Source organism: Nocardia sp. XZ_19_385, from assembly GCF_015355755.1.
Lineage (GTDB): Bacteria > Actinomycetota > Actinomycetes > Mycobacteriales > Mycobacteriaceae > Nocardia.
Map to the genome: position 1 here is coordinate 141,565 of NZ_JACVEE010000001.1, position 26,417 is coordinate 167,981.

5 protein-coding genes are annotated in these 26,417 nt (G+C 68.5%); 1 reads left to right on the plus strand and 4 read right to left on the minus strand.

What is annotated here, in order from left to right:
* Positions 1–27: 27 nt before the first annotated feature.
* Complete coding sequence (locus IBX22_RS00580) at positions 28–20,751, minus strand: non-ribosomal peptide synthase/polyketide synthase (protein WP_194815485.1); 20,724 nt, start codon at positions 20,749–20,751, stop codon at positions 28–30.
* A gap of 1,632 nt (positions 20,752–22,383) precedes the next feature.
* Between IBX22_RS00580 and IBX22_RS38185 the strand changes: the two genes are divergently transcribed.
* The gene (locus IBX22_RS38185) at positions 22,384–23,454 is read left to right on the plus strand and encodes a trypsin-like serine protease (RefSeq protein ID WP_194813424.1); all 1,071 of its coding nucleotides are present in this window, start codon (positions 22,384–22,386) and stop codon (positions 23,452–23,454) included.
* A gap of 72 nt (positions 23,455–23,526) precedes the next feature.
* Here IBX22_RS38185 and IBX22_RS00590 read toward each other — a convergent pair whose 3' ends face one another.
* The 3 genes from IBX22_RS00590 to IBX22_RS00600 all read right to left on the minus strand — a co-directional run bounded on the left by IBX22_RS00590 (position 23,527) and on the right by IBX22_RS00600 (position 26,381).
* Positions 23,527–24,132, minus strand: a complete 606-nt coding sequence (locus IBX22_RS00590; RefSeq protein WP_194813425.1) for a dihydrofolate reductase family protein — start codon at positions 24,130–24,132, stop codon at positions 23,527–23,529.
* A gap of 80 nt (positions 24,133–24,212) precedes the next feature.
* Positions 24,213–25,343: a PLP-dependent lyase/thiolase gene (locus IBX22_RS00595; protein ID WP_194813426.1), complete on the minus strand. Its 1,131-nt coding sequence runs from the start codon at positions 25,341–25,343 to the stop codon at positions 24,213–24,215.
* 150 nt (positions 25,344–25,493) lie between these two features.
* Complete coding sequence (locus IBX22_RS00600) at positions 25,494–26,381, minus strand: alpha/beta hydrolase (protein WP_194813427.1); 888 nt, start codon at positions 26,379–26,381, stop codon at positions 25,494–25,496.
* Positions 26,382–26,417 lie beyond the last annotated feature (36 nt).

The window sequence follows — 26,417 nt, forward strand, 5'->3', positions numbered from 1 at the left end:
TGGTCGCACCCGGAAACCGGGTGACGGTCACATGAGGTCGTGCAGCATTCGGCCTACCAGACTCATGGTTTCCGGCCGGTCGAAGTCGCCGTGGGCACAGTCCATTTCGATGACTTCGATGCGGCCGCCGATGTAGGAGCGCCAGGCTTGTTCGAGCTCGCGCTCGACGTCGGCTCGGCGGTTTCCGGTCACGTCGAGGGTGGCGCCGAAGACCGTCAGGTCGCCGTCGTAGAAGGGTGAGGTGTAGCCCTCCCACAGTTTGCAGTTGTTGACGAGCACCTTTGTCAGACGCTGCACCAACTCCTGGATGACGGGGGCCTCGAGCTGGTCCCCGAACCGGTCGTCGGCCCAGGCCTGGATACCGGCCATGGCTTGCTCATCGGTGATGTCGGCGTCCGCGATCGCGCCCTGCGGCGGCTCGCTGTCCAGGACACCCACGAATCCCACCGGGATTCCACGCCTGGACAATTCGGCCGCCATCGCCTGCGCGACGACGCCGCCGTAGGACCAGCCGAGCAGGTGGTAGGGCCCCTCGGGCTGGATGGTCCGCATCCGATCGATGTAGTCCGCCACCATCTCCTGCATGGAGCCCGCGGTCGGCCCGCCATCCAGACCACGCGATTGGATGGCGTACACCGGCCGGTCGGGCAGCTGCCGTCCGAGGTGCTGGTAGAACCAGCCGAGGCCGCCACCCGGGTGCAGGCACCACAGCGGCTCGCGCGAGCCCGAACTCTTCAGCATCAGGACCGGATCGAAGTCCGTGCCGGCGACGCCGCCTTCGCCGAGCCGGGTCGCGAGCTCGGCGACGGTGGGCGCGTCGAAGATCAACCGGACCGGGACGTCGACGCCGACCACCGCCCTGATCCGGCTGGTGAGGCGAGTGGCCAGCAGGGAGTGCCCGCCGAGCGCGAAGAAATCGTCGTCGATGCCGACGCGGTCGAGTCCGAGGATCTCGGCGAACAACTCCGTCAGCGTCCGCTCCCGCTCGGTGCGTGGACCGCGATACTCGTTGCCGGACAACAACTCCGGGTCGGGCAGCGCGGCGCGGTCGATCTTTCCGTTGGCCGTCAACGGCATGCTGTCCAGCGCGAGCACCGTGGCGGGCACCATGAACTCCGGCAGTCGCTCCCCCGCCCACCGGCGGACCTCGGCGGCGAGCAGTCCGGCCTGCGGGCTGTTGGCGTACCGCGCCGGTTCGGCGAGGGACTCCTCGGGCAGGTACACGCCGGTCAGCGGCCGCTCCGCCACGGTGGCGGCGTCGAGGAAGACCGCCTCCATCTGGCCCGTGGTGGCCGACCAGGTGACCGCCGTGGTGTAGCCGAACCGCTCGCCGAGTACGTGCAGGTCCTCGGGCAGCAGGCCGATGTCGAGCCGCGCGGCGTGGTCGCCGACTATGCCCTCGAAACCGACCGCGGACGCAGCGTCCGGCCCGTCGGCGAGCACCGGCCGGCCCGCCTGGATCTGCTGCACAGCCTCGATCTGACCCGTCAGCCCGGCGTGCGGGATTCCGGTGACCCGAAGGCCGCCGGGGCGCCGGTCGCGCAGCAGCGCGTGCAGCCAAACATGGTCGCGGAACTCGGCTTTGGGCGTTTCGGCGACCGACAGCGGTGCCGCCGGAGCCTTACGCAGGACCACGTCGTACCGGTACCGCGTGAGCTCGTTCACCGCGTATCCGCGTTTGAGCTCGACGTCGACGGCCTCGAAGTCGAGGACGCGGGCCAGCGCCGGGAAGTACTCGGGCGCGAGCAGCAACTCCTGCTCGGCGGCGATGTCCCGCTTGACCCGATCGAGCACCGCCGCGGGTTCCTCGCCGCCGTTGCGCGCGATCTGGACCGCGGTGCTGAACTCCGTCAGCAGCGCCAGGTTCCGGACGTCGCCGATGAACACCGCGCCACCGGGGGCCAGCAGCCGCAGGATCCCGTCGAGTACTCGGCGCAGGTACTGCTCACCGGGGAAGTACTGGATGACCGAGTTCAACACCACGGTGTCGAAGTAGTTCTCCGGCAGCCCGTCGGTGTGGTCGGCGCCCCGCACGCTCAGCTCGACCCGGCCGACCCAGTCCTCCTCCAGCTCGCCGAGGCGGCGCCGCAGCGTATCGATGGTCGCGGCGGAAAAGTCCGTCGCCCAATACTCTTCGCAGTCCGGGGCCACCTGCGACAGCAGCAAGCCGGACCCGACGCCGATCTCCAGCACGCGCCGCGGCGCGAGCCCGCGAATCCGCTCGACCGTGGCGGACTGCCAAATCCGCATCTGATCCAGCGCGATCGCACCGCCGGTGTAGCTGCTGTTCCAGCCGCCGAAGTCCGCGTCGAACGGCACACCGCCGTCGTCCGCAGCGCCGTCGGGTTCGCCTGTGGCGGAATACAGTTCGTCGTAGACCCGCAGCCACTGGCCGACCAGTTCGTCTTCACCGACGGCCGGTCCGGAGCGCTCGGGCACCACGTAGCCGATCAGCTGTTTGCCGCCGGTATCGGTCTCCCGTGCGACCACCACCGCCTGCGAAACCCCGGGGTGTTGTGCCAGCACGTTCTCCACCTCGCCGGGCTCCACCCGGAAGCCGCGGATCTTGACCTGATCATCGACCCGGCCGACGAACTCGATCGTGCCGGCCGGGGTCCACCGCACCACGTCGCCGGTGCGGTAGAGCCGCCCGCCCGTGGGGTCGAAGGGGTCGGCCACGAATCGGGACGCGGTCAAACCGGACCTGCCCCGGTAGCCGCGCGCCAATTGCGCTCCGGCGATGTACAACTCGCCGGAAACGCCGGCCGGGACCGGACGCAAGCCCGAATCCAGGACGAACGCGCGCATGTTCCCCAGCGGCCGCCCGATGGGCACCGCGCCCTCCGGGTCCGGGCCAACGGCGAAGGTCGTCGCGAACACCGTGGTCTCGGTCGGGCCGTAGCCGTTGACCAGTTCGACCTCGGTGGCGACGGCGCGGAACCTGCGCACCAGATCCGCGGAAAGCTCCGCACCACCGGCGATCACCTGGGTCACACCGTCGAATGCGTTGCCGGGCAATGCTTCGGCCCGCTCCAGCAACACCGAAAGCAGCGCAGGTGTCGCGAAAAGTCGTGTCACCGAATGCTTCCCGACCAGTTCGAGCATCTCCCCTGGGTCCGAACGCGACTCGCGCGCCAGCACCAAGCCGCCACCGGCGCACAGGGCCGCCCACATTTCGTAGGTCGAGGCGTCGAAAGCCATCGACGAATGCACGAGTACACGTTCGTCGGGGCCGGTCAACCAGCCTTGAGAAACATGCGTCGCCACGTTGCGATGCGTGATACCAACGCCTTTCGGCACACCGGTCGAACCGGAGGTGTAGATCACATACGCCAGGTTCTGTGGCCGCACAACCGGGCGGCATCCGGTCACCACGCCCGCAACTTCGGGTTCGTCCAGATACAGGCACGGCACGGAGGTGTCCGGCAGGGCCTCGGCGGTGTCGCGCTCGGTCACCATGACGACCGGTGCGGCATCGGAGAGCATGAATGCCAGCCGATCCGACGGATACGCCGGATCGATCGGCAGATACGCACCACCCGCCTTCCACACCGCGAGCAACGCCACGATCAACTCCACCGACCGCGGCACCGCGACGGCGACGACGCTGTCCGGCACCACACCAAGGGAATTCAGCGTTTCCGCCAACCGCCCGGCGCGGGCGTCGAGCTCCCGATACGACACCTCGACACCGGCGCAGACCACGGCGACCGCCGCTGGCGTCCGAGCCGCCTGCGCCTCGAACAACCCGACGAGGGTCCCGTCCGGAGCGAGCTCGATCGTCCGGTCGTTCCACCGGCGCAACACCGTCTCGCGTTCGTCGGCGTCGAGGACATCGATAGACCCCACCGCCGCACCAGGATCCGTCGCTATCGCCCGCACGACGCGCACGAACCGCGCTGCCAGCGCCTGCACTGTCGACCGGTCGAACAGGTCGGTCGCGTACTCGATGAGCCCGCTCCACGGCATGCCTGCCGGCGTGTCGGCGATATTGAAGAACAGGTCGAATCGCGAGGCGGCCAGGGACGCGTTGTACGGCTCGAAACCGACGCCGGGCAGCTCGAGGTTGGCCAGGCTGTTGTTCTGGAACGCCAGGGTCACCTGGAACAGCGCGTGATGGGCCGCCGAACGCGTCGGGTTGAGCAGCTCCACGAGCAAATCGAACGGCGCGTCCTGATTCTCGTACGCGGCCAGCGCTTTCGCCCTGACCTGGCCGAGGATCTCGGTGAACGCCGCGCCCGGGGACAGTCGCGTCCGCAGCACCCAGGTGTTGACGAAGAAGCCCACCAGGTCCGCCAGCGCCTCGTCGGTGCGGCCCGCGATCGGCGAGCCGAGCGGAATATCCTCGCCCGCACCGAGTTTGAACAGCAGCACGGCCAGCGCCGACTGCAGCACCATCGATACCGTCGCGCCCTCCCGGGCCGCCAGCCGCTCCACGCCGGCCCGCAGTTCGGCATCGATGTCGAACAACACCATGTCGCCGCGATAGCTCGCCACCCGTGGGCGCGGGCGATCGGCCGGCAGGCGCAACTGCTCGGGCAGGTCCGCGAGTTCGGTGCGCCAGTACTCGAACTGCCGCGCCAGCAGGCTCCCTGGCTCGTCGGCCGAACCGAGCAGATCCTGTTGCCAGAGCGTGTAATCCACGTACTGCACGGGCAACGGCTCCCACTGCGGCGCCCGCTGCCCGAGTCGGGCAGCGTAGGCCACCGACAGGTCCCGCAGCAGCGGCGCCATCGACCAGCCGTCCCCGGCGATGTGATGGACCACCAGCACCACCACACAGTCCGGCGTGCCTGGCCGAATCACGGTGACCCGCAGCGGGATCTGACTGGACAGGTCGAAGCCGTAGCGCACGGCCGTGGCCACCGCCGAATCCAGCTCGGCGGGGTCCGCGTCGGCGACGACCACGGGAGCCTCGACCGAGTCCAGGTCGAGCACCCGCTGTGCCGGGATGCCGTCGGCTTCGACGAACACGGTGCGCAGGCTCTCGTGCCTGGCGATCACATCGCCGATCGCCGCGCGCAAGACCGCCACATCCAACCCGCGCATCCGCACCGCGAGCGGAATGTTGTAGGTCGCCGACGGCCCTTCCAACCGGTGAATGAACCAGAGCCGCCGCTGCGCGTACGACGCCGGAATCACCTCGGGGCGAGACCGGACCGCCAGCGGGGCGCGCAGCTGCGCGCCGGCGTCGAGCCGGGTCGCCAGCAGCGCCACTGTCGGCGCGTCGAAGACCGCCCGGATCGGCACCTCGATGCCGAGCACCGCCCGGATCCGGCTGGCCAGGCGGGTCGCCAGCAGGGAATGGCCGCCGAGCTCGAAGAAGTTGTCGTCCACGCCGATCCGGTCGCGACCGAGCACCTCACCGAACAGCTCGGCCAGCACCCGCTCGTCGTCGCCGCGCGGCGCGCGGTACTCCGCCGACGAGGCGAACTCCGGCGCGGGCAGCGCCCGGACGTCGAGCTTTCCGCTCACGGTCAACGGCACCGAGTCGATCACCAGCACCGCGGCGGGCACCATGTACTCCGGCAGCCGCCGTGCGGCGTGCTCGCGTACCTGTCCCCCGTCCGGCCGGACGCCGTCGCGCTCGGCCAGCACATAGCCGACCAGCTGCTTGCCGCCGTTGCCGGTGTCGTGCGCGACGACGATCGCCCGCGACACCGAGGGATGCTCCGCGAGCACCCTTTCGACCTCGCCGGGCTCGATCCGGAATCCCCGGATCTTGACCTGATCGTCGACGCGGCCGAGGAACTCCACCTGCCCGTCGCGATTCCAGCGCACCACGTCGCCGGTGCGATACAGCCGCCCGCCGGACGGATCGAACGGGTCGGCCACGAACCGGGCGGCGGTCAGCGCCGCACGGCCGAAATAGCCACGGGCCGTTTGGGCTCCGGCCAGATACAACTCACCCGCGACTCCGACCGGGACCGGCCGCAGCCACGAATCCAGCAGCAACGCACGCACATTCGTCAAAGGACGACCGATCGGAACCGACCCGTCCGTCGCACCCCGGTCGGCGACACATACCGTCGCGAACACCGTGGCCTCTGTCGGCCCGTAACCGTTTACGATCTCGATCTCGGGCGCGAGTTCCCACAGCCGCCGCGCCAGCGCGGTGGTCACTTCCGCGCCGCCGACGACCGCTTGGGCCAGGCTGCGCAACGGCCGGCCCGGCGCGGTCTCCACGCGGTCGAGCAGTGCGGGCAGCAGGCCCGGCGTCGAGAACACCCGCGTCACCGACCTGGATTCGATCAACTCGACCATTTCGGCCGGGTCCGAACGCAATTCACCGGTCAGCACGAGCGTGTGGCCGCCGCACAGCGTCGGCCAGATCTCGTAGGTGGAGACGTCGAACGACACCGACGTGTGCATGAGCACGCGCTCGTTCGGACCGGTAGACCACCGCTGGCTCACCAGATTCGCCACGTTGTGATGCGTGACGGCAACGCCCTTGGGCACACCGGTCGACCCGGAGGTGTAGATCAGGTACGCGAGGTTGTCCGGCCGGACCGCCGCCCGGTCGACTCGTTCCGCCGCTTCGGTGAGTTCCAGCGTGTCCAGGTGCAGGTGCGGAATCGCCGTGTCGGGCAGAATGCCCGCGGTTGCGTGATCGGTCAGTACCACGACCGGTGCGGCGTCGGTGAGGATGAACGCCAGCCGATCCGAGGGATAGGCCGGGTCGATCGGCAGATACGCACCGCCCGCTCGCAACACCGCGAGCAGCGCCACGATCAACTCCACCGACCGAGGAACCGCGACGGCGACGACGCTGTCCGCCCCGACGCCACGCGAAACCAGCTCCCGCGCAAGGAGATCGGCGCGGTGAGCGAGATCCCGATACGTCACCTCGGTGTCGGCGTCCAGCAGGGCGACCGCCTCCGGCGACCTGAGCACCTGGGCCTCGAACATGCCCACCAGAGTGCGGCCGGGCTCGATCGCGGCGGCGGTGTCGTTCCACAGTCGCAGCACCAGCTCGCGTTCGTCGGCGCCCAGCAGGTCCACCGAGCGCACCGGCGCGTCCGGGTCGGTCGCCACCTGCCGCAGAATCCGGCCCAGCCGCCCGGCCAGCGCCTCGACCGTCGGCCGATCGAAGGAGCCGGGGCGGTACTCGAATTGCAGAGTCAGGGTCGGCGCGGTGTTCGCGATGACCGTCAGCGGGTAGTGCGTCGGCGCGTTCGGGCGCGAGTCGCGCAGGGCGAGACCGCCGGTATCCGCGACCGCCCCGATACCGGCGTGATCGACCGGGTAGGACTCGAACACGAGGAGGGTGTCGAACAGGACTTGCACGCCGACGGCCCGATGGATCTCGCTCAGGCCGACATGGTGGTAGTCGAGCAGGGTCGTCTGGCGGGCCTGCAGGTCGGTCAGCAGGTCGGCCAGCGTGTCCGCCGCGCCGAAACGCACCCGGACGGGCACGGTGTTGATGAACAGGCCGACCATCGAGTTCACACCGGCAATCTCCGGCGGGCGACCCGACACGGTGGCCCCGGCGATCACGTCGTGGCTGCCCGTCGCCGCGGCGAGGACAATCCCCCACCCGCCCTGCACGATGGTGCTCAAAGTGATCCCGAGCTCCGCCGAGCGCCGGGACAGTGCCGCGGCAGTCTCCGGCGACAGCGGCACCTCGATGCGCGCCACCTCCGGCAGCGCCGCCGTATCGGGCTGATCTGTTCCGCGCACGCTGTCGGCGAGCAGGGTCGGCTCGTGCACGCCGTCGAGCTCCCGGCGCCAAGCCTGCACGCCCGCCTCGAAGTCCTGCTCCCCCAACCACTTCAGGAAGTGCTTGTACTCGGCGGCGGGCGCGGGCGCGCCGGAACCGCCGTAGCGAGCGAACAGGTCCACGATCAGCAGCGGCAACGACCACCCGTCCAACAGCACGTGATGCGCTGTCAGGACCAGCTCGGAGCGGTTCGGGCCGGTCCGCACCACCATCAACCGGAGCAGCGGCGGCACCGTCATATCGAAGTGCGCGTCCCGGTCCTCGGCGAGCAGCCGCTCCAGCGCCGCCTCCCGTTCGCCGTCCGGCAGCTCACGCAAATCGACTACCCGCCAGGGCAATTCCGCCTCGTCGAGGACGACCTGAATCGCGTCGCCGCGCCGATCGGTGACGAACCCGACGCGCAGGTTCTCGTATCGATCCAGCAGTCCCTGCCCGGCCGAGCGCATCCGCTCGACATCCACCTCGCCGACCAGGCCGAGGACGATCTGCATGTGGTAGGCGTCGAAGCCCGCACCGGCCAGTTCCTGATGGAACAGCAAGCCCGACTGCATCGACGTCAACGGCCACACGTCGGTGAGGCCCGGATACCGCTGTTCCAGCACCTCGATTTCGCTTTGATCGAGGTTCGGCGCCAGCACGTCCGAGGGGGTCAGCCCGCCGCCGCCCGCCGAGATATGCGCGACGAGCCCGTCGACCGCCTCCCGCCAGAGCGCCGCCAGCTCCTGGAGCTCGGACTCGCCGATGATCGCCGTGGGCGAGGCGAAGATGGCTTGCAGCACCGGTCCTTCGGCGGTGTCGAGCACGATCGTGTTCACATCGAGGGCGGCCAGCGCGGGCGTCGACCCCATCGCCGGATCCATCGGCGTGGTCAGCTGTTCGGCCTGGACCGAAGGCGTCCAGCCCGCGCCGCGCAGCCGGTTCGGCAGCAGATCGGTCGAGGTGAACCGGCCGAGATAGTTGAAGCCGATCTGCCCGGCCGAATACGGTTGCAGCGCTTGGGCCGTCTCGGGGTTCAGGTAGCGCAGCAGCCCGTAGCCCACACCCTTGCCGGGCACCGCCCGCAACTGCTCTTTCACCGATTTGACGAGTGCGCCGACGGCCGGCCCGCCGGCGCGCAGCTCGGTCCAGTCCACTCCGGACGCGGTCACCCGCACCGGGTACATGCTGGTGAACCACCCGACCGTCGTCGAAAGGTCGGCGCCGGGCACGGTGTCCTCCTCGCGCCCGTGCCCCTCCAGCCGGATCAGCACCGACTCCTCGTGCACACCGTCGAGCTCGCGCCAGCGTCGCACGGCCGTCGCCAAGGCGGCCAGCAGCCCGTCCTCGGCGCTGGCGTGGAAGGCCGCGGGCAGTGCGGTGAGCAGTATCTCGGTGTCGGGCACCGGAATACGGACGAGGGCGTGCCCCACGTCGGCCACGAGGTCGATCGCCGGGTTCAGTGGCCTGCTGCCGAGCAGCGGATCGGGTCCGTCGAGAACCGAACGCCACCAGGGCAACTCGGCCACCCGTTCGGGGCGGGCCGCCTGCTCGACCAGTCCATGGCCCCAACGGCGCAGGGAGGTTCCGGTCCTCGGCAGCACCGGCGTGCGTCCGGCCGACACCTCCTGCCACGCATTGGCGAAGTCGGGCAGCAGGATTCGCCACGAGACGCCGTCGACGGCCAAGTGATGCGCTACTACGGCCAACCGGCCCGCCTTGTCCGGCCCTGCGTCGAACCACACGAACTGCGCCATCACTCCGGCGCCGGGCGCCAACCGCTGTACCGCGGCCGCCATCTCCGACATCACCGACCCGGCCGTCTCCGAGGACACCGGCACCTGGGTCACCAGCTGCTCCACGTTCACCGAGCCCGCCGGCGCCACGTCCAGTCCGGGCCCGCGCTCGTCGTCGACCAGCCGCGATCGCAGCACGTCATGGCGGTCGAGCACCGCCGACAACGTGGCCACCAGGCCCGCCCGATCGATGCCTACCGGCAGGTCGAGCACCATCATCTGCGTGAAACTGTCGAATTCGCCGCCCAATTCGCGCACGAAGCGCGCGACCGGCAGCAGCGGCATCCACCCGGTTCCACCGCCGGGCAGCTCCGCGAGTACCGGCGCTGCCGCGTCCCGCCCGCTCGCCACCGCGGCCAGCGCCGCGGCCGTCTGGTGCTCGAACACCTCGCGCGGGCTGATCTCCACGCCCAGTTCCCGGGCCCGCGCCACCACCTGGATGGACCGGATGCTGTCTCCGCCCAGCTCGAAGAAGCTGTCGTCCACGCCGACTCGATCCAGGCCGAGGACCTCCGCGAAGACCGTGACCAGCACGCTCTCCGCCGGCGACGCCGGCGCGCGGTAACGGCGCGTCGAGGTCACCTCGGGGTCGGGCAGGGCCTTGCGATCCAGTTTTCCGTTCGCGGTCAGCGGCATCACGTCGAGCACCATCACGGCCGCCGGCACCATGAAGTCGGGCAGGCGCTCGGCCAAGAACTCCCGGATCTCTCCGCCGTCGGCCCGGTCTGCCACCACATAGCCGATCAGCTGTTTGCCGCCGGTCTCGGTGTCACGGGTGACGACCACCGCCTGTGAGACCGAGGGATGTTGCGCCAGTACGGATTCGATCTCTCCGGGTTCGACGCGGAAGCCACGGATCTTGACCTGATCGTCGACGCGTCCGACGAACTCCAGCGCTCCCGCCGAGGTCCAGCGCACCACGTCCCCGGTGCGATACAACCGGCCGCCCGCCGGATCGTTCGGGTCGGCGACGAACCGTGAGGCCGACAAGCCCGGCCGGCCCTGATATCCGCGTGCCAGCTGCGCACCGGCCACATACAACTCACCGGCGATGCCGATCGGGACCGGCCGCAGCCACGAATCCAGCACGTACGTGCGCATATTCGCCAAGGGCCGCCCGATCGGCACCGAGCTCGCCGAATCCGCGTCCGCGGGGAAGGTGGTGGCGAACACGGTGGTCTCGGTGGGCCCGTAGCCGTTGAGCACCTGCACGTCCGCGGCCGTGGCCCGGACCCTCCGCACCAGTGCCGCGGAAAGCTCCGCGCCGCCGGCGATCACCTGTGCGAGACCCTGGAACGGATTGCCGGGCAGCGTTTCCGCGTAGTCGAGCAGCACGGCCAACAGTGCGGGAGTAGCGAAAAGTCGTGTCACCGAGTGGTTCTCGACCAGGTCGAGCATTTCGCGCGGATCCGAACGCAATTCACCCGCCAGCACCAGACCGGCACCGGCGCACAGGGCCGCCCACATTTCGTAGGTCGAGGCGTCGAAAGCCATCGACGAGTGCACGAGCACCCGCTCGGCGGGGCCGGTCAACCAACCCTGCGAAACGTGGTTCACCACGTTACGGTGCGTGATACCAACGCCTTTCGGCACACCGGTCGAACCGGAGGTGTAGATCACGTACGCCAGGTTCTGCGGTGCGGCACCGGAGACCGCGGGCTGCGCTGCCTCGGCGGGATCGAGCGCGTCCAGATACAGCGGTGCCGTGGTGTCGGGCAGGATGCTCGCGGTGGCGCGGTCGGTCACCACGACGACCGGTGCGGCATCGGACAGAATGAACGCCAGCCGATCCGACGGATACGCCGGATCGATCGGCAGATACGCACCACCCGCCTTCCACACCGCGAGCAGCGCCACGATCAACTCCACCGACCGCGGCAGCGCGACCGCGACGACGCTGTCCGAGCCCACGCCACGCGCCCGCAACACCCGCGCCAACTGCGCGGCTCGGCTGTCGAGTTCGCGATACGACACCGCGCTGTCCCGGAAAAGCAGAGCGTTCGCATCCGGCGTGCGGGCGACCTGCGCCTCGAACAGCCCGACGGCGGTGCTGCCGGGGACGTCGAGAGCGGTGTCGTTCCAGCGGCGCAGCACCAGGTCACGCTCGTCGGCGCCGAGCAGGTCGATCGAGACCACCGGCACCGCCGGGTCGGCCACGACCTGCCGCAGGATGCGCACCAGCCGGCCCGCCATCGCCTCGACGGTGGCACGATCGACGTCGTCGGTGCGGTACTCGAGGTACAGCGTCAACGTCGGTTCGGCGCCGGCGATGACCGTCAGCGGATAGTGCGTCGCGGCATTCGGCCGCAAATCGGTGATCGCTATCCCGCTGGCGTCGGTGACCTCGGCGATCCCGGCGCGGTCCACGGGGTAGGACTCGAACGCGATCAGCGTGTCGAACAGGACGGACACCCCGGCGGCCTGGTGGATCTCGCTCAGGCCGACATGATGGTGGTCCAGCAGCGCGGTCTGCCGCGCCTGCAGATCGGTGAGCAGCTCGGCCACGGTGTCACCGGAACCGAAGCGCACCCGCACGGGCACGGTGTTGATGAACAAGCCGATCATCGCGTCCACCCCGGCGATCGCCGGCGGACGGCCCGACACGGTCGCGCCGATGGTCACGTCGTGGCGTCCGGTCACGGCGGCGAGCTGGATGCCCCAGGCCGCCTGGACGACTGTGTTCACCGTGACGCCCAGTTCGCCGGCCCGCCGGTTGATCGCCGCACCGATCTCGGCGGTCAGGGGTACCTCGAACCGCGCTATCTCGGCATCGCCGTCGGTGCCGCGCACGCTGCTCGCGAGGAGGGTGGGCTCGGTGACGCCGTCGAGTTCCCGGCGCCACGCGCGCACGCCCGCCTCGGAGTCCTGCTCCCCCAGCCACTTCAGGAAATCGCGGTAGCTGGGCGGCTGCGGCAGGTCCGCTACTGCCCCGCCGGAACCGTAGAGGTGCAACAGTTCCCGGATCACCAGCGGCAGCGACCAGCCGTCGGTCAGCACGTGATGGGTGGTCAGCACCAGCTTCGAGCGCTCATCGCTCAGCAGCACCAGCGTCAGGCGCAGCAGGGGCGGGACCGCCATATCGAAGTGCTCGCGCTGATCCTCGGCGAGCAGCCGCTGCTCCGCCGCCTCCCGATCGGCCTCGCCGAGCTGGCGCAAATCCACTGTCCGCCAAGGCAGTTCGACTCCGGAGACGACCACCTGGATCGGATGGCCGTCAGGGCCGGGGGTGAATGCCGCCCGCAGATTCGGATACCTGTCCAGCAGGCCCTGACCCGCGGCCCGCATCCGCTCGGGCTCGACCGGCCCGGTCAGCCCGAACGCCACCTGCATGTGGTACGCGTCCAGGCCCGGACCCGCCAGCGCCTGATGGAACAACAGCCCCGCCTGCATCGGCGTCAGCGGCCACGCATCGACCAGACCCGGATAACGCGCCTCGAGGCCGTCGATGTCGTGCTGCCCCAGCCGGACCAGCGTCAGATCCGATGGGGTGAGGCCGCCCGCGCCCGGTGTCGCGGCGTATCGGGCGAGGCCGGTCAGCGCGTCGCGCCACAGTTCGGCCAGGCGCGCGGTCTCGGCCTTGGTCAGCACGCCCGTCGGCGCGGCCAGGACCGCTTGCAGCACAGGGCCTTCGCCGGTGTCGACCACCATCGCGGTGACATCCAGGACGGCCAGCGCCGGCAGCGCCGGGTCGGGAGCCGCGGCGGCTGCCGCGTCACCGGCCGGGGTCCAGCCGGCACCCTGCCACCGCTGTGGCAGCAGATCCGCGGTGGTGAGCCTGCCGAGGTAGTTGAATCCGATCTGGCCGGGCGAGAACTGTTGCAGCACAGCGGCGGTATCGGGATTGAGGTAGCGCAGCAGTCCGTAGCCCATGCCCTTGTCCGGCACCGCACGCAGCTGCTCCTTGACCGACTTGACCAGCGCGCCCGCCGCGGAACCACCGGCGCAGAGCTGATCCCACTGCGCCCGCGCCGACACTCGCACCGGGTACATGCTGGTGAACCAGCCGACGGTGCTCGACAGGTCGGCACCGGGAACGGCGTCCTCTTCGCGGCCGTGTCCCTCCAGCCGGATCACCACCGATTCCGTACGGGCACAGTCGGTTCGGCCCTCGGCCTCGTCGCGCCAACGGGTGACCGCAGCCGCCAAAGCCGCCAGCAAACCGTCCTCGACCCCGCCGTGCAACGCCGTGGGCAACGCCGTCAACAGCGCTTCGCTGGCCGCCGCCGGAAGCTGAACACTCACCTGTTCGACGGTCGCCATGACGTCGACGGCCGGATCCAACGGCCGCCGGCCCAGCATCGGGTCGGGCGCGTCCAGAACCGCACGCCACCAAGGCAGTTGGTCGACTACTCGCGGCGTGACAGCCTGCTCGGCCAACCCGTGCGCCCAGCGGCGCATCGAGGTGCCCACCGCGGGCAGCACCGGCGTCATCCCCGCCGCGACATCCCGCCACGCGGAAGCCAAGTCCGGCAGCAGAATTCGCCACGAGACGGCGTCGATCACCAGGTGGTGGGCGACGATCGACAGCCGGCCCGCCGCGGCGGGGCCGGAGTCGAACCACACGAACTGGATCATCACCCCCGCCGCCGGAGCCAGACGTCGCGTCGCCGCGCGGACCTGCTCGGTGATCACCGAGCTTCGTTCCTCCGAATCGTGTTCGGCGGCAGGGATTTCGACGCAGTGCAGCAATCCGTCGACCTCGACCGCGCCGGCCGGGGCCACCTCGAGCCCGGCGCCCCGCTCGTCGTCAATCAGCCGCGACTGCAGCACACCGTGTCGCTCGAGCAGCGCGGTCAAGGTCGCCGTCAGGCCCGCCCGGTCGATGCCGACCGGCAGCTCCAGCAGCATCGACTGCGCGAAACTGTCGAATCCGGCGCCGAGCTCGCGCACGAATCGCGCGGCGGGCAGCAGCGGGGACCACCCGGCCGCGCCGCCGGGCAGTTCCGTCAGCACCGGTGCGGACACCTCGCGCCCGGCCGCCACGGCGGCCAGCGCCGCGGCCGTCTGATGCTCGAACACCTCCCGCGGACTGATCTCGACCCCGAGTTCCCGTGCCCGCGAGACCACTTGGATCGAGCGGATGCTGTCGCCGCCCAGCTCGAAGAAGCCGTCGTCGACACCCACCCGGTCGAGGCCGAGCAGCTCGGCGAACACCGCGGTCAGGATCCGCTCCTCGGCGGTACGCGGTGCGCGATACCGTGCCACGGAGGTGATCTCCGGCACCGGCAGCCGGGCTGTATCGACCTTCCCGTTGGCGGTGAGCGGCACCGAGTCCAGCACCAGCACCGCGACGGGCACCATGTAGTCGGGCAGCCGCTCGGCCGCGAACGCGCGCACGTCCGCGCCGTCGAGTTCCGCGCCGCCCGGTGCGGACCGGTCCGCGACAACGTAACCGACGAGCTGCTTGCCGCCGCCGTTCGCGTCGTGCGCGATCACCACCGCCCGCGAAACCGCGGGATGCCGCGCCAGCTGGTTTTCGATCTCGCCGGGTTCGACGCGGAAGCCGCGGATCTTGACCTGGTCATCGACCCGGCCGACGAACTGCAACTCCCCGTCACGATTCCAGCGCACTACGTCACCGGTGCGATAGAGCCTGCCCCCGGCCGGGTCGAACGGGTCGGCCACGAACCGCGCGGCGGTCAGTGCCGCCCGTCCGCGATAGCCGCGCGCCAATTGCGCGCCCGCGACGTACAGTTCGCCGGGGACGCCGATCGGCACCGGCAGCAACCGCGAATCCAGCACGAACACCCGCACATTCCCCAGCGGCCGCCCGATCGGAATGGGGACTGCGTCGGCCACGATGTCGTGACTGGTGACGCAGGCCGTGGTTTCGGTAGGCCCGTACCCGTTCAGGAGCCGGACACCGGCGGACGTCGCCGTCAGTTTGCGAACGAGATCGCCCGTGACTTCGGCGCCGCCGACGATGATTTGCCGCATACCCCGCAGCGGATTGTCCGGCAGGGAATCGGCGTGGTCGATCAGGGCCGACAGCATCGGCGGCGTCGAGAACATCTTCGTCACCGAGCGGGTAGCCGCCAGCTCGGCTATCTCCAGCAGATCCGACCGCGCTTCGCGCGCCACCACCACGGCCGCGCCACGCGCCAGCGTCGGCCAGATCTCATAGGTGGAGCCGTCGAAGGCGATCGAGGAGTGCGCCAGCACCCGATCGTCCGCCTCGAGCGGCCACGCCTGTGCGGTCAGGCTGGCGAGGTTACGGTGCGTGATACCAACGCCTTTCGGCACACCGGTGGAACCGGAGGTATAGATCACGTACGCCAGATTGTCCGGCCCCAGCCCGGCGGCCCGAGCGGGCGCGAACTCATCGGCCGTCATGTCCGTGTCGTAGATCAGGTGCGGAGCGGCCGTCTCCGGCAATGCGCCCGCGGTCGCGGCGTCGGTCACGACGAGCACCGGCGCGGCGTCGGAGAGAATGAACGCCAGCCGATCCGACGGATACGCCGGATCGACCGGCAGATACGCGCCGCCCGCCCGCAGTACGCCCAGCAGCGCCACGACCAGCTCGGCGGACCTCGGCAATGCCACCGCGACAACGCTGTCCGGGCCCACCCCGCGCGAGATCAACACCCGCGCAAGACGATCGGCCCGCTCGTCGAGCTCCCGATAGGAGAACTCCAGCTCGCCGCAGACGAGTGCCGTCGCCTCCGGGCACGCGGTGATCCGCGCATCGATCGCATCGACGATGGTGCCCTCGGCAACCGGGACGGTGGTGTCGTTCCACCGGCGCAACACCAGCGCGCGCTCGTCGGCGTCGAGCACCTCGACGGACCCGACCGCCGTGCCGGGGTCGGCCGCCAGCTGCCGCAGGATCCGCACCAACCGCGCGGCCATGGCCTCGACCGTGGACCGGTCGAACAGGTCGGTCGCGTACTCGACCAGGCCGTTCCACGGCTGACCGGCCGGCGCGTCGGCGATATTGAAGAACAGATCGAATCGCGCGGTCGCAATGGACGCGCCGTAGGGCTCGAATCGGACGCCGGGCAGCTCCAGGGCGGGGGCGGTGTTGTTCTGAAATGCCAACGACACCTGGAACAGCGGGTGATGCGCCGCCGAGCGAGCGGGATTCAGCAGCTCCACCAGCAATTCGAACGGAACATCCTGATTCTCGTACCCGGCAAGCGCCTTCGACCGGACCTCACCGACGAGCTCGGTGAACGGCGTCTCCGCGGTCACCCGCGTCCGCAGCACCCAGCTGTTGACGAAGAACCCGACCAGATCGCCGAGGGCGTCGTCGGTGCGGCCGGCGATCGGCGACCCGATCGGAATGTCCTCGCCCGCACCGAGTTTGAACAACAGCACCGCCAGCGCGGACTGCAGCACCATCGACACCGTCGCACCGCTGCGAGCGGCCACCCGCTCCACCTCGGCGCGCAACGGCGCATCGATGCCGAAGGCCACCACGTCCCCGCGGTAGCTGGCCACCCGGGGCCGCGGCCGATCGGTGGGCAGTCGCAGCTGTTCGGGCAGTCCGTCGAGCTCGGCGCGCCAGTACTCGAACTGCTCCGACACCAGGCTGTCCGGATCCTCCGCCGACCCGAGCAATTCCTGTTGCCACAGCGTGTAATCCACATACTGCGCCGGCAACGGCGCCCAGCCGGGCGACCGATCGCGCAGGCGCGCGGCGTAGGCCACCGACAGATCGCGCAGCAGCGGCGCCATCGACCAGCCGTCGCCCGCGATGTGGTGGATCAACAGGACGAGCACGCAGTCGTCGGCGCCGCACCGGAACACGGTGGCGCGCACGGGAATCTCGGCGGACAGGTCGAAGGCGTACCGCACCGCCGAGTCCACCCGCGCCGCCAGCTCGGCCGGCGCCGTCTCGATGACGGTCACCGGCATGCGGCCGGGCTCGAGGACCCGCTGCACCGGGACACCGTCGGCCTCGACGAAGATGGTGCGCAGGCTCTCGTGCCTGGCGACGACGTCACCGATCGCGGCGCTCAGCGCGGACGCGTCCACGCCGTGCAGCCGGGCCGTCAACGGCAGGTTGTAGGTCGCGGACGGACCTTCCAGCCGATGCAGGAACCACAGTCGCCGCTGTGCGAACGACAGCGGCACCGCGTCCGGGCGCGGCCCGGCCTGCAGTGCGGGCCGCGGCCGGGCACGGTCGCCGAGGCGGGTCGCCAGCTGCGCCACCGTCGGCGCGTCGAAGACCGTTCGAATGGGCACCTCGACGCCGAGCACCACCCGGATCCGGCTCACCAAGCGGGTGGCCAGCAGCGAGTGGCCGCCGAGCGCGAAGAAATTGTCGTCGGCGCCGACCCGGTCGTGGCCGAGGATCTCGGCGAACAAGGCCGCCAGCATCTGCTCCTGCAGGGTACTCGCGGCCCGGTAGGCCACCGACGAGGTCAGCTCCGGCACCGGCAGCGCACCGCGATCGAACTTCCCGCTCGCGGTCAGCGGCACCGAATCGATCACCATGACCACCGACGGCACCATGAAGTCCGGCAGCCGCTCGGCCGCGAACCGGCGCACCTGCCCGCCGTCGAGTCCGTCCGCGTGCCCGTCGCCCTCGACCGAACCGGTCCGGTCGGCGACCACGTAGCCGACAAGCTGCTTGCCGCCGCCGCTGTCGCGTGCGACCACCACCGCCTGGGACACCGAAGGATGCTGCGCCAGTACGGTTTCGACCTCACCCGGCTCCACCCGGAAGCCACGGATCTTGACCTGATCGTCGACCCGGCCCGCGAACTCGAGCATCCCGCCCGCCGTCCAGCGCACCATATCGCCGGTGCGGTACAGCCGTCCGCCGGACGGGTCGAACGGATCGGCCACGAACCGCGCGGCGGTCAACTCCGGCCGATTGTGATAACCCCGAGCCAGCTGAGCACTGGCCACATACAGCTCACCGGCGACCCCGACCGGGACCGGCATCAACCACGAATCGAGCACGAACACCCGCGCATCGGCGACCGGCACACCGATCGGCACGACCTCGCCGACGATATCGTCGAGGATCGGGTACGAGGTCACGTTCACCGTGGCCTCGGTCGGGCCGTACAGGTTGTCCACCCGCGCGATCCCGCACTTGATCTTCAGCGCGTCGACCAGCCCCGCGGTGAGCGTGTCCGCTCCGGTATTCACCTGCCGCAGGCTCCGGAGCGGGTTGTCGGGCAACGCCTCCACATGATCGACGAGCGCGGACAGCAACGGCGGCGTCGCGAACATCTTCGTCACCGACGCGGTCTGCACCAGCCGGGTGATCTCCCCCAGATCCGAGCGCTGTTCCCCGGCGACCACCAAGGTCGCGCCACCGCACAGGGCGGGCCAGATCTCATAGGTCGACGCGTCGAAGGCGATCGAGGAATGCACCAGCACCCGGTCTCCGGGCCCCGCGTCCCACGCCTGCGCGACCAGCGTCACCACATTGCGGTGGGTGATACCAACGCCTTTCGGGACGCCGGTCGACCCGGAGGTATAGATCACATACGCCAGATTCTCCGGGCGCACCCCGGTCACCGGCTCCATGCCTGCCGCGTCTTCGGCGACCATCGTGTCCAGGCAGAGCAGCGGTGTTTCGTTGTCCGGCAACACTTTCGCGGTGGCGGAATCGGTCAGCACGACAACCGGTGCGGCGTCGGCGAGCACGAAAGCCACTCGGTCCGAGGGGTATCCGGGATCGATCGGCAGGTAGGCACCGCCGGATTTCAGCACGGCGAGCAACGCCACGATCAGCTCCGCCGACCTCGGCAAGGCCACCGCCACAACGCCATCCGGCCGTACTCCGCGCGCCCGCAGCAGCCGTGCCAGCGCACTGGATCGGGAATCGAGTTCGCCGTAGGTCATCTGGTTGTCACCGTGGACGATCGCGACCGCGTCGGGCGTCCGCTCGAGTTGCGCCCGGAACAACTCGACGAGGTCGGCCTGTGAGTCCACCTCGGTCGCGGTGTCGTTCCATCGCCGCAGCACCAGCTCGCGTTCGTCCGCTTCGAGTGCGTCGATCGAGCCCACCGGGGCGGCGGGCGCGGCGACGACAGCCCCCAGGATCCGGGCAAACCGCGCTGCCATCGCCTCGATCGTCGACCGGTCGAACAGGTCGGTGGCGTACTCGACGTGCATGTCCCAGCCCGCCGGCGCGTCGCCGATATTGAAGGTCAGGTCGAACTGCGAGGCCATCGCGGGCAGGCCATAGGGTTCGAATTCGACGCCCGACAACTCCAGTGTCGCGGCGGAGTTGTTCTGGAAGCTCAGCAGCACTTGGAACAGCGGATGGTGCGAAGCCGACCGCGCGGGGTTGAGCAACTCGACGAGCAGCTCGAACGGGATGTCCTGATTCTCGTAGGCGGCCAGCGCCTTCGCGCGCACCTGGCCGACGATCTCGGTGAACGACGCCGCGGGATCGACCGCGGCCCGCAGCACCCAGGTATTGACGAAGTAGCCGACCAGTTCGTTCAGAGCGTCGTCGGTGCGGCCCGCGATCGGCGAACCGATCGGGATGTCCTCGCCGGCGCCGAGTTTGAACAGCAGCACCGCCAGTGCCGACTGCAACACCATCGACACCGTCGCGCCTTCGCGGCTCGCCAAACCCTCTACGGCGGCGCGCATCTCGGGATCGATCTGGAAGACCAGCGTGTCCCCGCTGTAGCTGGCCGCCCGGGGTCGCGGCCGGTCGGTGGGCAGCCGCAGTTGCTCCGGCAGACCCGCGAGCTCCGCGCGCCAGTACTCGAACTGGCGCGACAGCAGACTGCCCGGGTCCGACTGCGAGCCGAGCAGTTCCTGCTGCCACAGCGTGTAGTCGACGTACTGCACCGGCAGCTGCTCCCACTCCGGGGCGCGCCCGGAGCGGCGAGCGGCGTATGCCTGAGACACATCGCGCAGCAGCGGCGCCATCGACCAGCCGTCACCCGCGATGTGGTGAATCAGCAGCATCACCACGCATTCTTCCGGCGCGTACCGGAACACGCTGGCGCGCAAGGGGATCTCGGTCGACAGATCGAAGGCATACCGCGCGGCGGCGCGCACCGACGCGTCCAGGTCCGCCGGCTTCTCGTCCGTGATCAGGATCGGTATCTCGACCTGGTCCGCGTCGATCACGCGCTGCCCGGGCACGCCTTCGGCCTCCACGAAGACGGTGCGCAGGCTCTCGTGCCTGGCGACGACGTCGCCGATCGCCGCCGCGAAGGCGGCCGGGTCGAACGGACCGGTCAACCGGACTGTCAGCGGCATGTTGTAGGTGGCCGACGGCCCCTCCAGCCGATGGATGAACCACAGGCGGCGCTGCGCGAACGACAACGGAATCATCACAGGCCCGCCTCTCGGTTCGTCCGGGTGACCGGCAGGGCGAACCCGCCCCGCGCGCAAGAACTGTCATCGATGCCGACTCGGCCGTCGCCGAGGATTTCGCTGAACAACTTGATCAAGGTCTTCTCTCGCTCGGTGCGCGGGGCACGATAGTTTTGGGGGATCTGCTCGACCGCGAAGGGTCGGCGAGCCTCGAGTTCGTGGTGTGGCCAAACATCATTCGCCGAAGGTTTGCCTCAGTCGGCGAACATGGCTGCTGGTCCTGCTGGGCTAACTCACCGAAAAGCACTGATCATCCACGCGTCCTCCAGATCGTTTGAAACGAGCATGACGAACACCGAACTCGAGATTGGTTAAGGCGCAGGCTACTTCACGCATCAGAGGGTCGCGCCGAGCGACACGGACAGGCGAACGAGGTGTCGGTGAACGCCACACCGGCATTCGACACGTCGGTCAGCACGAAATCCGGGAACACCCTACATGTCTCCGCCGCGGGGTCTCGAGGGTGTGCCACCTTCGGCGAGACCGGACTTCCGCGCCCCTGCAGCGCCAGCTACCATTTGCTGGGACGAGGCTACAGCGGCAGCACAGCCATGGACGACGACGGATGGATCGGTGCCGACCAAGACATCGACCGTTTCCTGCCACGGAATCTCGACCTAGATCTGCGCGCCTATGCACTGAGAGCTTGATATCCGCCGAGGGCTCATAGACCTCGAGCCGCAACCCTCGGGCCGCCACGGCCTACTTGATGTCAGCGACAGGCGGACCGAAGAAGATCCCAGCGGATGTCTGTGCGCCACATAGCAACTGGTGTGCGAGAAACTTGGCCAGGCCCGCGTCAACCTTCACCGTTGTAGCGACGACAGTGTTCGCCAGCTCGTCACTGAGCGTCGTGCGGCCGAATTCGCCTCGGATGCCGAGTATTTCGCAGACTATCGAAACGACCGGATCCCGAGCCTGGACGACGGTCCCTACCGCGGAGATTGGCTATCGGAGGTTGATCGCGGATTCCGCCACGTGGGAGTCGATGCGATCGCCTTCACAGCGTTCGAGTACGGCACACCGGCAAACCTCCGCACGAGATCGACAGCGGTTACGGCGCAATCCAGGCCTGTGCGCAGAGCAGGACTATGTCGGAGCTGAGTACTCCGATGCCGACGGTCCACTGCCACCCGGCAGACCTGAGGTGTCTGTGTACAGATCGGTTCGGGCCCGACCCACCTGCTCCGCCCACCCTTTCAGGTCGGCTACCTCGACTGAAAAGTCGCTCACTCGGTCCCCCTCACGCCCACCGCAATCGGCCACTGTGGCACCCATCGCACCCCATGCGACGAGGACCCTACCGTCCAGTTCACTTCAGCTGCAAGCGATCCGGTCGGAGCCGGCATCGGCGGCTCGGCGGGTGTTGACAGCTCCAGGTCGAGCTCGGCGAGGCCGGGCCGGAGCTCGTGGGATTCGGGACACTTCCGGTGCTCGCGCCGGCGTCGCAGTTACCGATAACCCGCGGCCGGGTGCCCTTTCGTGGGCTCGAGAAAGACGAGTAGCTGAACACTCATGCCGCTTCGCTACCAATCGCGAAGGATCTCGAGGTGTCACGTTTCAACCACCCACCATTGCGAGGAGGACCCGGTGACTACAACAACCACCGGTCCGGCGCCCGGACTGACTCTAGACGAGATGCGAGCAGCCGCCCCTATTCCGGCCACGGAGACGATGCCGCCCGATATGGCAGCGCTGATCAAGCCGGACAGCGGAATCTACATCCGGTCGGACTACACCCCCAAGACGGCCTTCCAGGTCGGTGACTCCCCCGGCGCCACCGCTGATTGGCGGGTCCTCGAGTCGGACGGCCAGATCAGGTCCACCATTCCAGGGCTCGCGCAGACCGAACTCGAGATCGACCCCCGTGCGGAATCGCCGACCGACGACACACACATCCGGGGGTACCGCCCGCCGTGGGTCGAGCAGCGATACCTCCCCGATCTCGCGCCGTATCCGGTTTCCGCCCACCAGTCCGGCCTCGCCGAGGATCGGATGTTTCTGGAGGCCTTCGCCGCCGAGGCGGAGCGGTTCCCGTACCCGTGGCGCACGATCGGCAAGGTCTACACCCCGACGGGCGGCGGGAGCGGGGTCCTGGTCGGCCCGAACCTCGTCCTCACAGCCGGACACGTCATGCCGTGGGACCAACCGAACTGGTGGGTGCAATTCATCCCCGCGTATCGGGCCGGCGACCCGAACCCGACTCCATTCGGCTCGTCGTACGTGTCCGAATTTCGCGGTTATCGGCCGCAGGGCGGCGAGGTCTTCGGCTACGACTACGCCCTGTGCCGGCTGTACCAACCACTCGGCAACGCCCTCGGGTGGATGGGCACGCGCAGCGCTGGAGACAGCGACATCGAGAGCCGCAATTACACGTCATCCGGCTACCCGGATACCTTCGGGGGCCGGCCTGCGGTCAACTTCGCGCTCGGCATCCGCGATATCGACAATGACGACCCCGGTAGAGAATACGAAACAGTGCACCATGTCTCGGACGGATGGTCGGGAGGACCGCTCTGGTACTTCGCGGGCACCGATCCGTACACCGTCGGAATCACGAGCGGGAGCGAGAAGGACGGATTGGATCCGAGACGGGACGTCTACGCCGGCTATCGGGCGATGACCGATCTCGTCAGATTCGGGTTGGACAACTGGCCGTGATCGAAACAGATACGGCCGCACGAACTTCCGTGCGGCCGTACGAGCTCGGGTTTCCGGACGAACGGGACGACCTTACGCAGGGGCGCCGAGCGGTGGGTGGTCGAGCACACGGGGCCGGTACTCGACCAGCTGAATTCCGCCGTCGAAGGTGCGGTGCTCAATCATTTCGAGGGCAACGTCCGGATAGCCGTCGTAAATGCGTTCTGCGCCCGTGGCCCCGGTGATCACCGGGAACATCACCACCCGGAAGCGGTCGACGAGTCCGGCTCGCAACAGGGACCGGCATAGGCTCAGGCTGCCGATCGTGCTCAGGAGCCCCGAACCACTCGACTTCATGGCGCGGACCGCCTCGACGGCGTCGTCGCGCACGAGCGTGGAGTTGGCCCACGTCAGTGGCTCCGCGAGCGAGGAGGAGAACACCACCTTGGACGCTTGCGTGAGCTCATCCACGGACGCCTCTTCTTCGGGCCTGAACTCGTCTTGGCCGTCCGGGACCTCGCCGACGGCGAACCCTGACATCAGCCGGTAGGTGTTCGCTCCCATCAGGTAGGTGACCTTGGGCTGCTCGCCGAGCCACGCGAGGTACTCCTTGCTCTCGAGTCCCCAGAACCCGGGCCAGCCTTCTCCCGATGCGTAGCCGTCGAGGGAGGTGATGAAGTCGACCAGAAGTTCCGACATGGAGTGTCCTTTCCTAGGGTGTCACGAGTTAGGACCGACCGGGAGCCGAAAACTCATCGGCCACGCTGCGGGGTCTGCCCCTACAGCCCTTTGAATCCGTGCGACGTCGCGATGACGATCGCCGTCTCGGACGGGTATACCTGGCCCTGCTGCTGCAGGTACTCCAAAGCCGCAAAGCCCGAATTGGAGCTGACCTCCCAGCAGTAACCGTGCTCCCACATCCGCTGGTGCCGGGCAGCGGCCTTCGAGTGGTCTACTGCCACGGCCCCACCGCCGGAACCCACGGCGGCGGCGATCGACTGCTGGGTAGTCGTGTCGCCACCGATTGAGACGAGGTTGCCGGTCTCCCCCGGAAAAGCAGTCCGCCAATCGACACCGGAGTCCAGGACCGCTTCCAATCGCGGGAACGGCTCGACCAGATAAAGCCGGGGCACCGGCTTTCCCAAGTCCACGAAACCTTGATAGATCCCGAAGGCCAGATCTCCTCGGGAACTGGGGACGATGAGCGCGTCGGGCGTGCACTCGGATGCGGCGATTTCGTACGCGATCTCCTTGAAGTACTGGATCCCGAAGGGCGAGCTTCCCACTACCGGGACCGCGAAGTTCGTGGCGTTGAAATCCTTGCCATCCGCACACCGATCCGCGACGTATTCCCAGCGCTGGTCGTCGGTTTCGAAGATTTCTATATGAGCACCCAACGCTCGGACATGGCCGGGAATCGGCCCGACGACCGACTTGGACATCGCGATGACACAGCCGAGCCCGTAAGCGGCGCTGAAAGCACTCAGCGACAGCGCAGCGTTACCCGACGAGGCCGCCACGATCGTGTCGAAACCGGCTAGGTATGCCCAGCCGACAGCGCCGAGGCTGAATCGGTCCTTGTGCGAACCAGTCGGATTGCGGCTCTCATCTTTCGCCCACACACCGGGCCCCAGCCCCAAACTGTCCGGCAGTCGAAGCAGCGGAGTCCTGCCCGACCCCAGCGTGATCGGATCGACAAGCGGAACCAAGCTCGCCGGCGTGTCCAGCGTTCGGTATGCGCATCGCATGTTGGACGGTGCGCCTGCCTCGAAACAGCTCGGACAGCCCCGCGGGAAGTGGGCGACCTCGTATTCGCGCGCGCACGAGATACACTGTAGCCCAACAAGATTCGGGTTCAATCTAATTCTCATGTTCGACCTGGGTTCGCGCGACGATCCGAGCGCCCACACGCTCGGTGGTTTCGCCGGTGATCACCAGTAGAAAGTCCTTTCGAAACGAGTCGTATTACGACTGCAGGTTAGTTCCGCGAAATCGCGGCCGGGCTCGTTGCGTCGTTGAAGGTTAGTTCGGGCCAATGCCGATCCTGAGGCGATCGATGATCAGGCGAGCGTGTCGAGGAAGAAGTCACGGGCAGCGCTGGATGCTCGTTCGAACTGTTCCTCGTACACCGCGAAGTGCGGGCCGGGTATCAATACGAGCCGCTTGGGTTCTAACGCTTCGGCGTAGCTCTGCAGTGCGATATCGCTGGGTGTGAGGGTGTCCTGTTCGGCGATCACCATTAGCAGAGGTGTCGGTGATACGCGTCGTATGAACGCTTCTGGGGTGTAGGACTGGAACTTATCGATGCTCGAGACGGTGACCTCGTTGCGCCAGGTCGGCACCTGGGGGCCGTTGGCCATCAGCCATTGGTAGGCCTCGATGCCGGGCATAGCGACGAAGTCTGTCGGGTTTTCGGAGGCCGCTTTTATGGTCTGATGGGGCTTGCCACTAGCGCGGGCCAGGCGGTCGGCAGCGATAGCCGCGTGGACGAGCGGCAGCATGAATGTGGGGACCAGGCTTCGGAAATTGGCCCACCCGTTGGTAGTCGGTACCTGGGAGACAACCGCACGTACCCGCCGGTCGGTCGCTGCGACCACCAGGACGTGTCCGCCTGAGAAGCTGGTCCCCCAGACACCGATGCGCTCGGGATCGATCCCCTCCAGGGTCTGAGCGAAGGTGATCGCGTCGCGATAGCCCTCGATTTGGGCGGTAGGGTCGACCTCTTGACGGGGTTCGCCTTCCGAGGTCCCGAATCCAGGGTGGTCGTATACCAGGCAGGCCAAGCCGGCAGCGCTGAACACGTCAGCAAAAGGTGCCACCCATTCCTTCACCCCCGCGAATCCGTGCGTCATGACCACGAGCGGTGTAGTGCCCCGTGCATCGTCTGGCCGATACAGCCAGCCCCTCAAAGTCACACCATCACTGGCGAATTCGACATCGACGCGCATGAAGCCCCCTCCGGTAGGTCCGTCTTCCAACGAACG

What these genes read in the sequence shown, in the direction of transcription:
- IBX22_RS00580 (WP_194815485.1), bottom strand. Translation starts at nt 20,751, where the DNA reads ATGATTCCGTTGTCGTTCGCGCAGCGCCGCCTGTGGTTCATCCATCGG.
- IBX22_RS00590 (WP_194813425.1), bottom strand. Translation starts at nt 24,132, where the DNA reads ATGTCGGAACTTCTGGTCGACTTCATCACCTCCCTCGACGGCTACGCA.
- IBX22_RS00600 (WP_194813427.1), bottom strand. Translation starts at nt 26,381, where the DNA reads ATGCGCGTCGATGTCGAATTCGCCAGTGATGGTGTGACTTTGAGGGGC.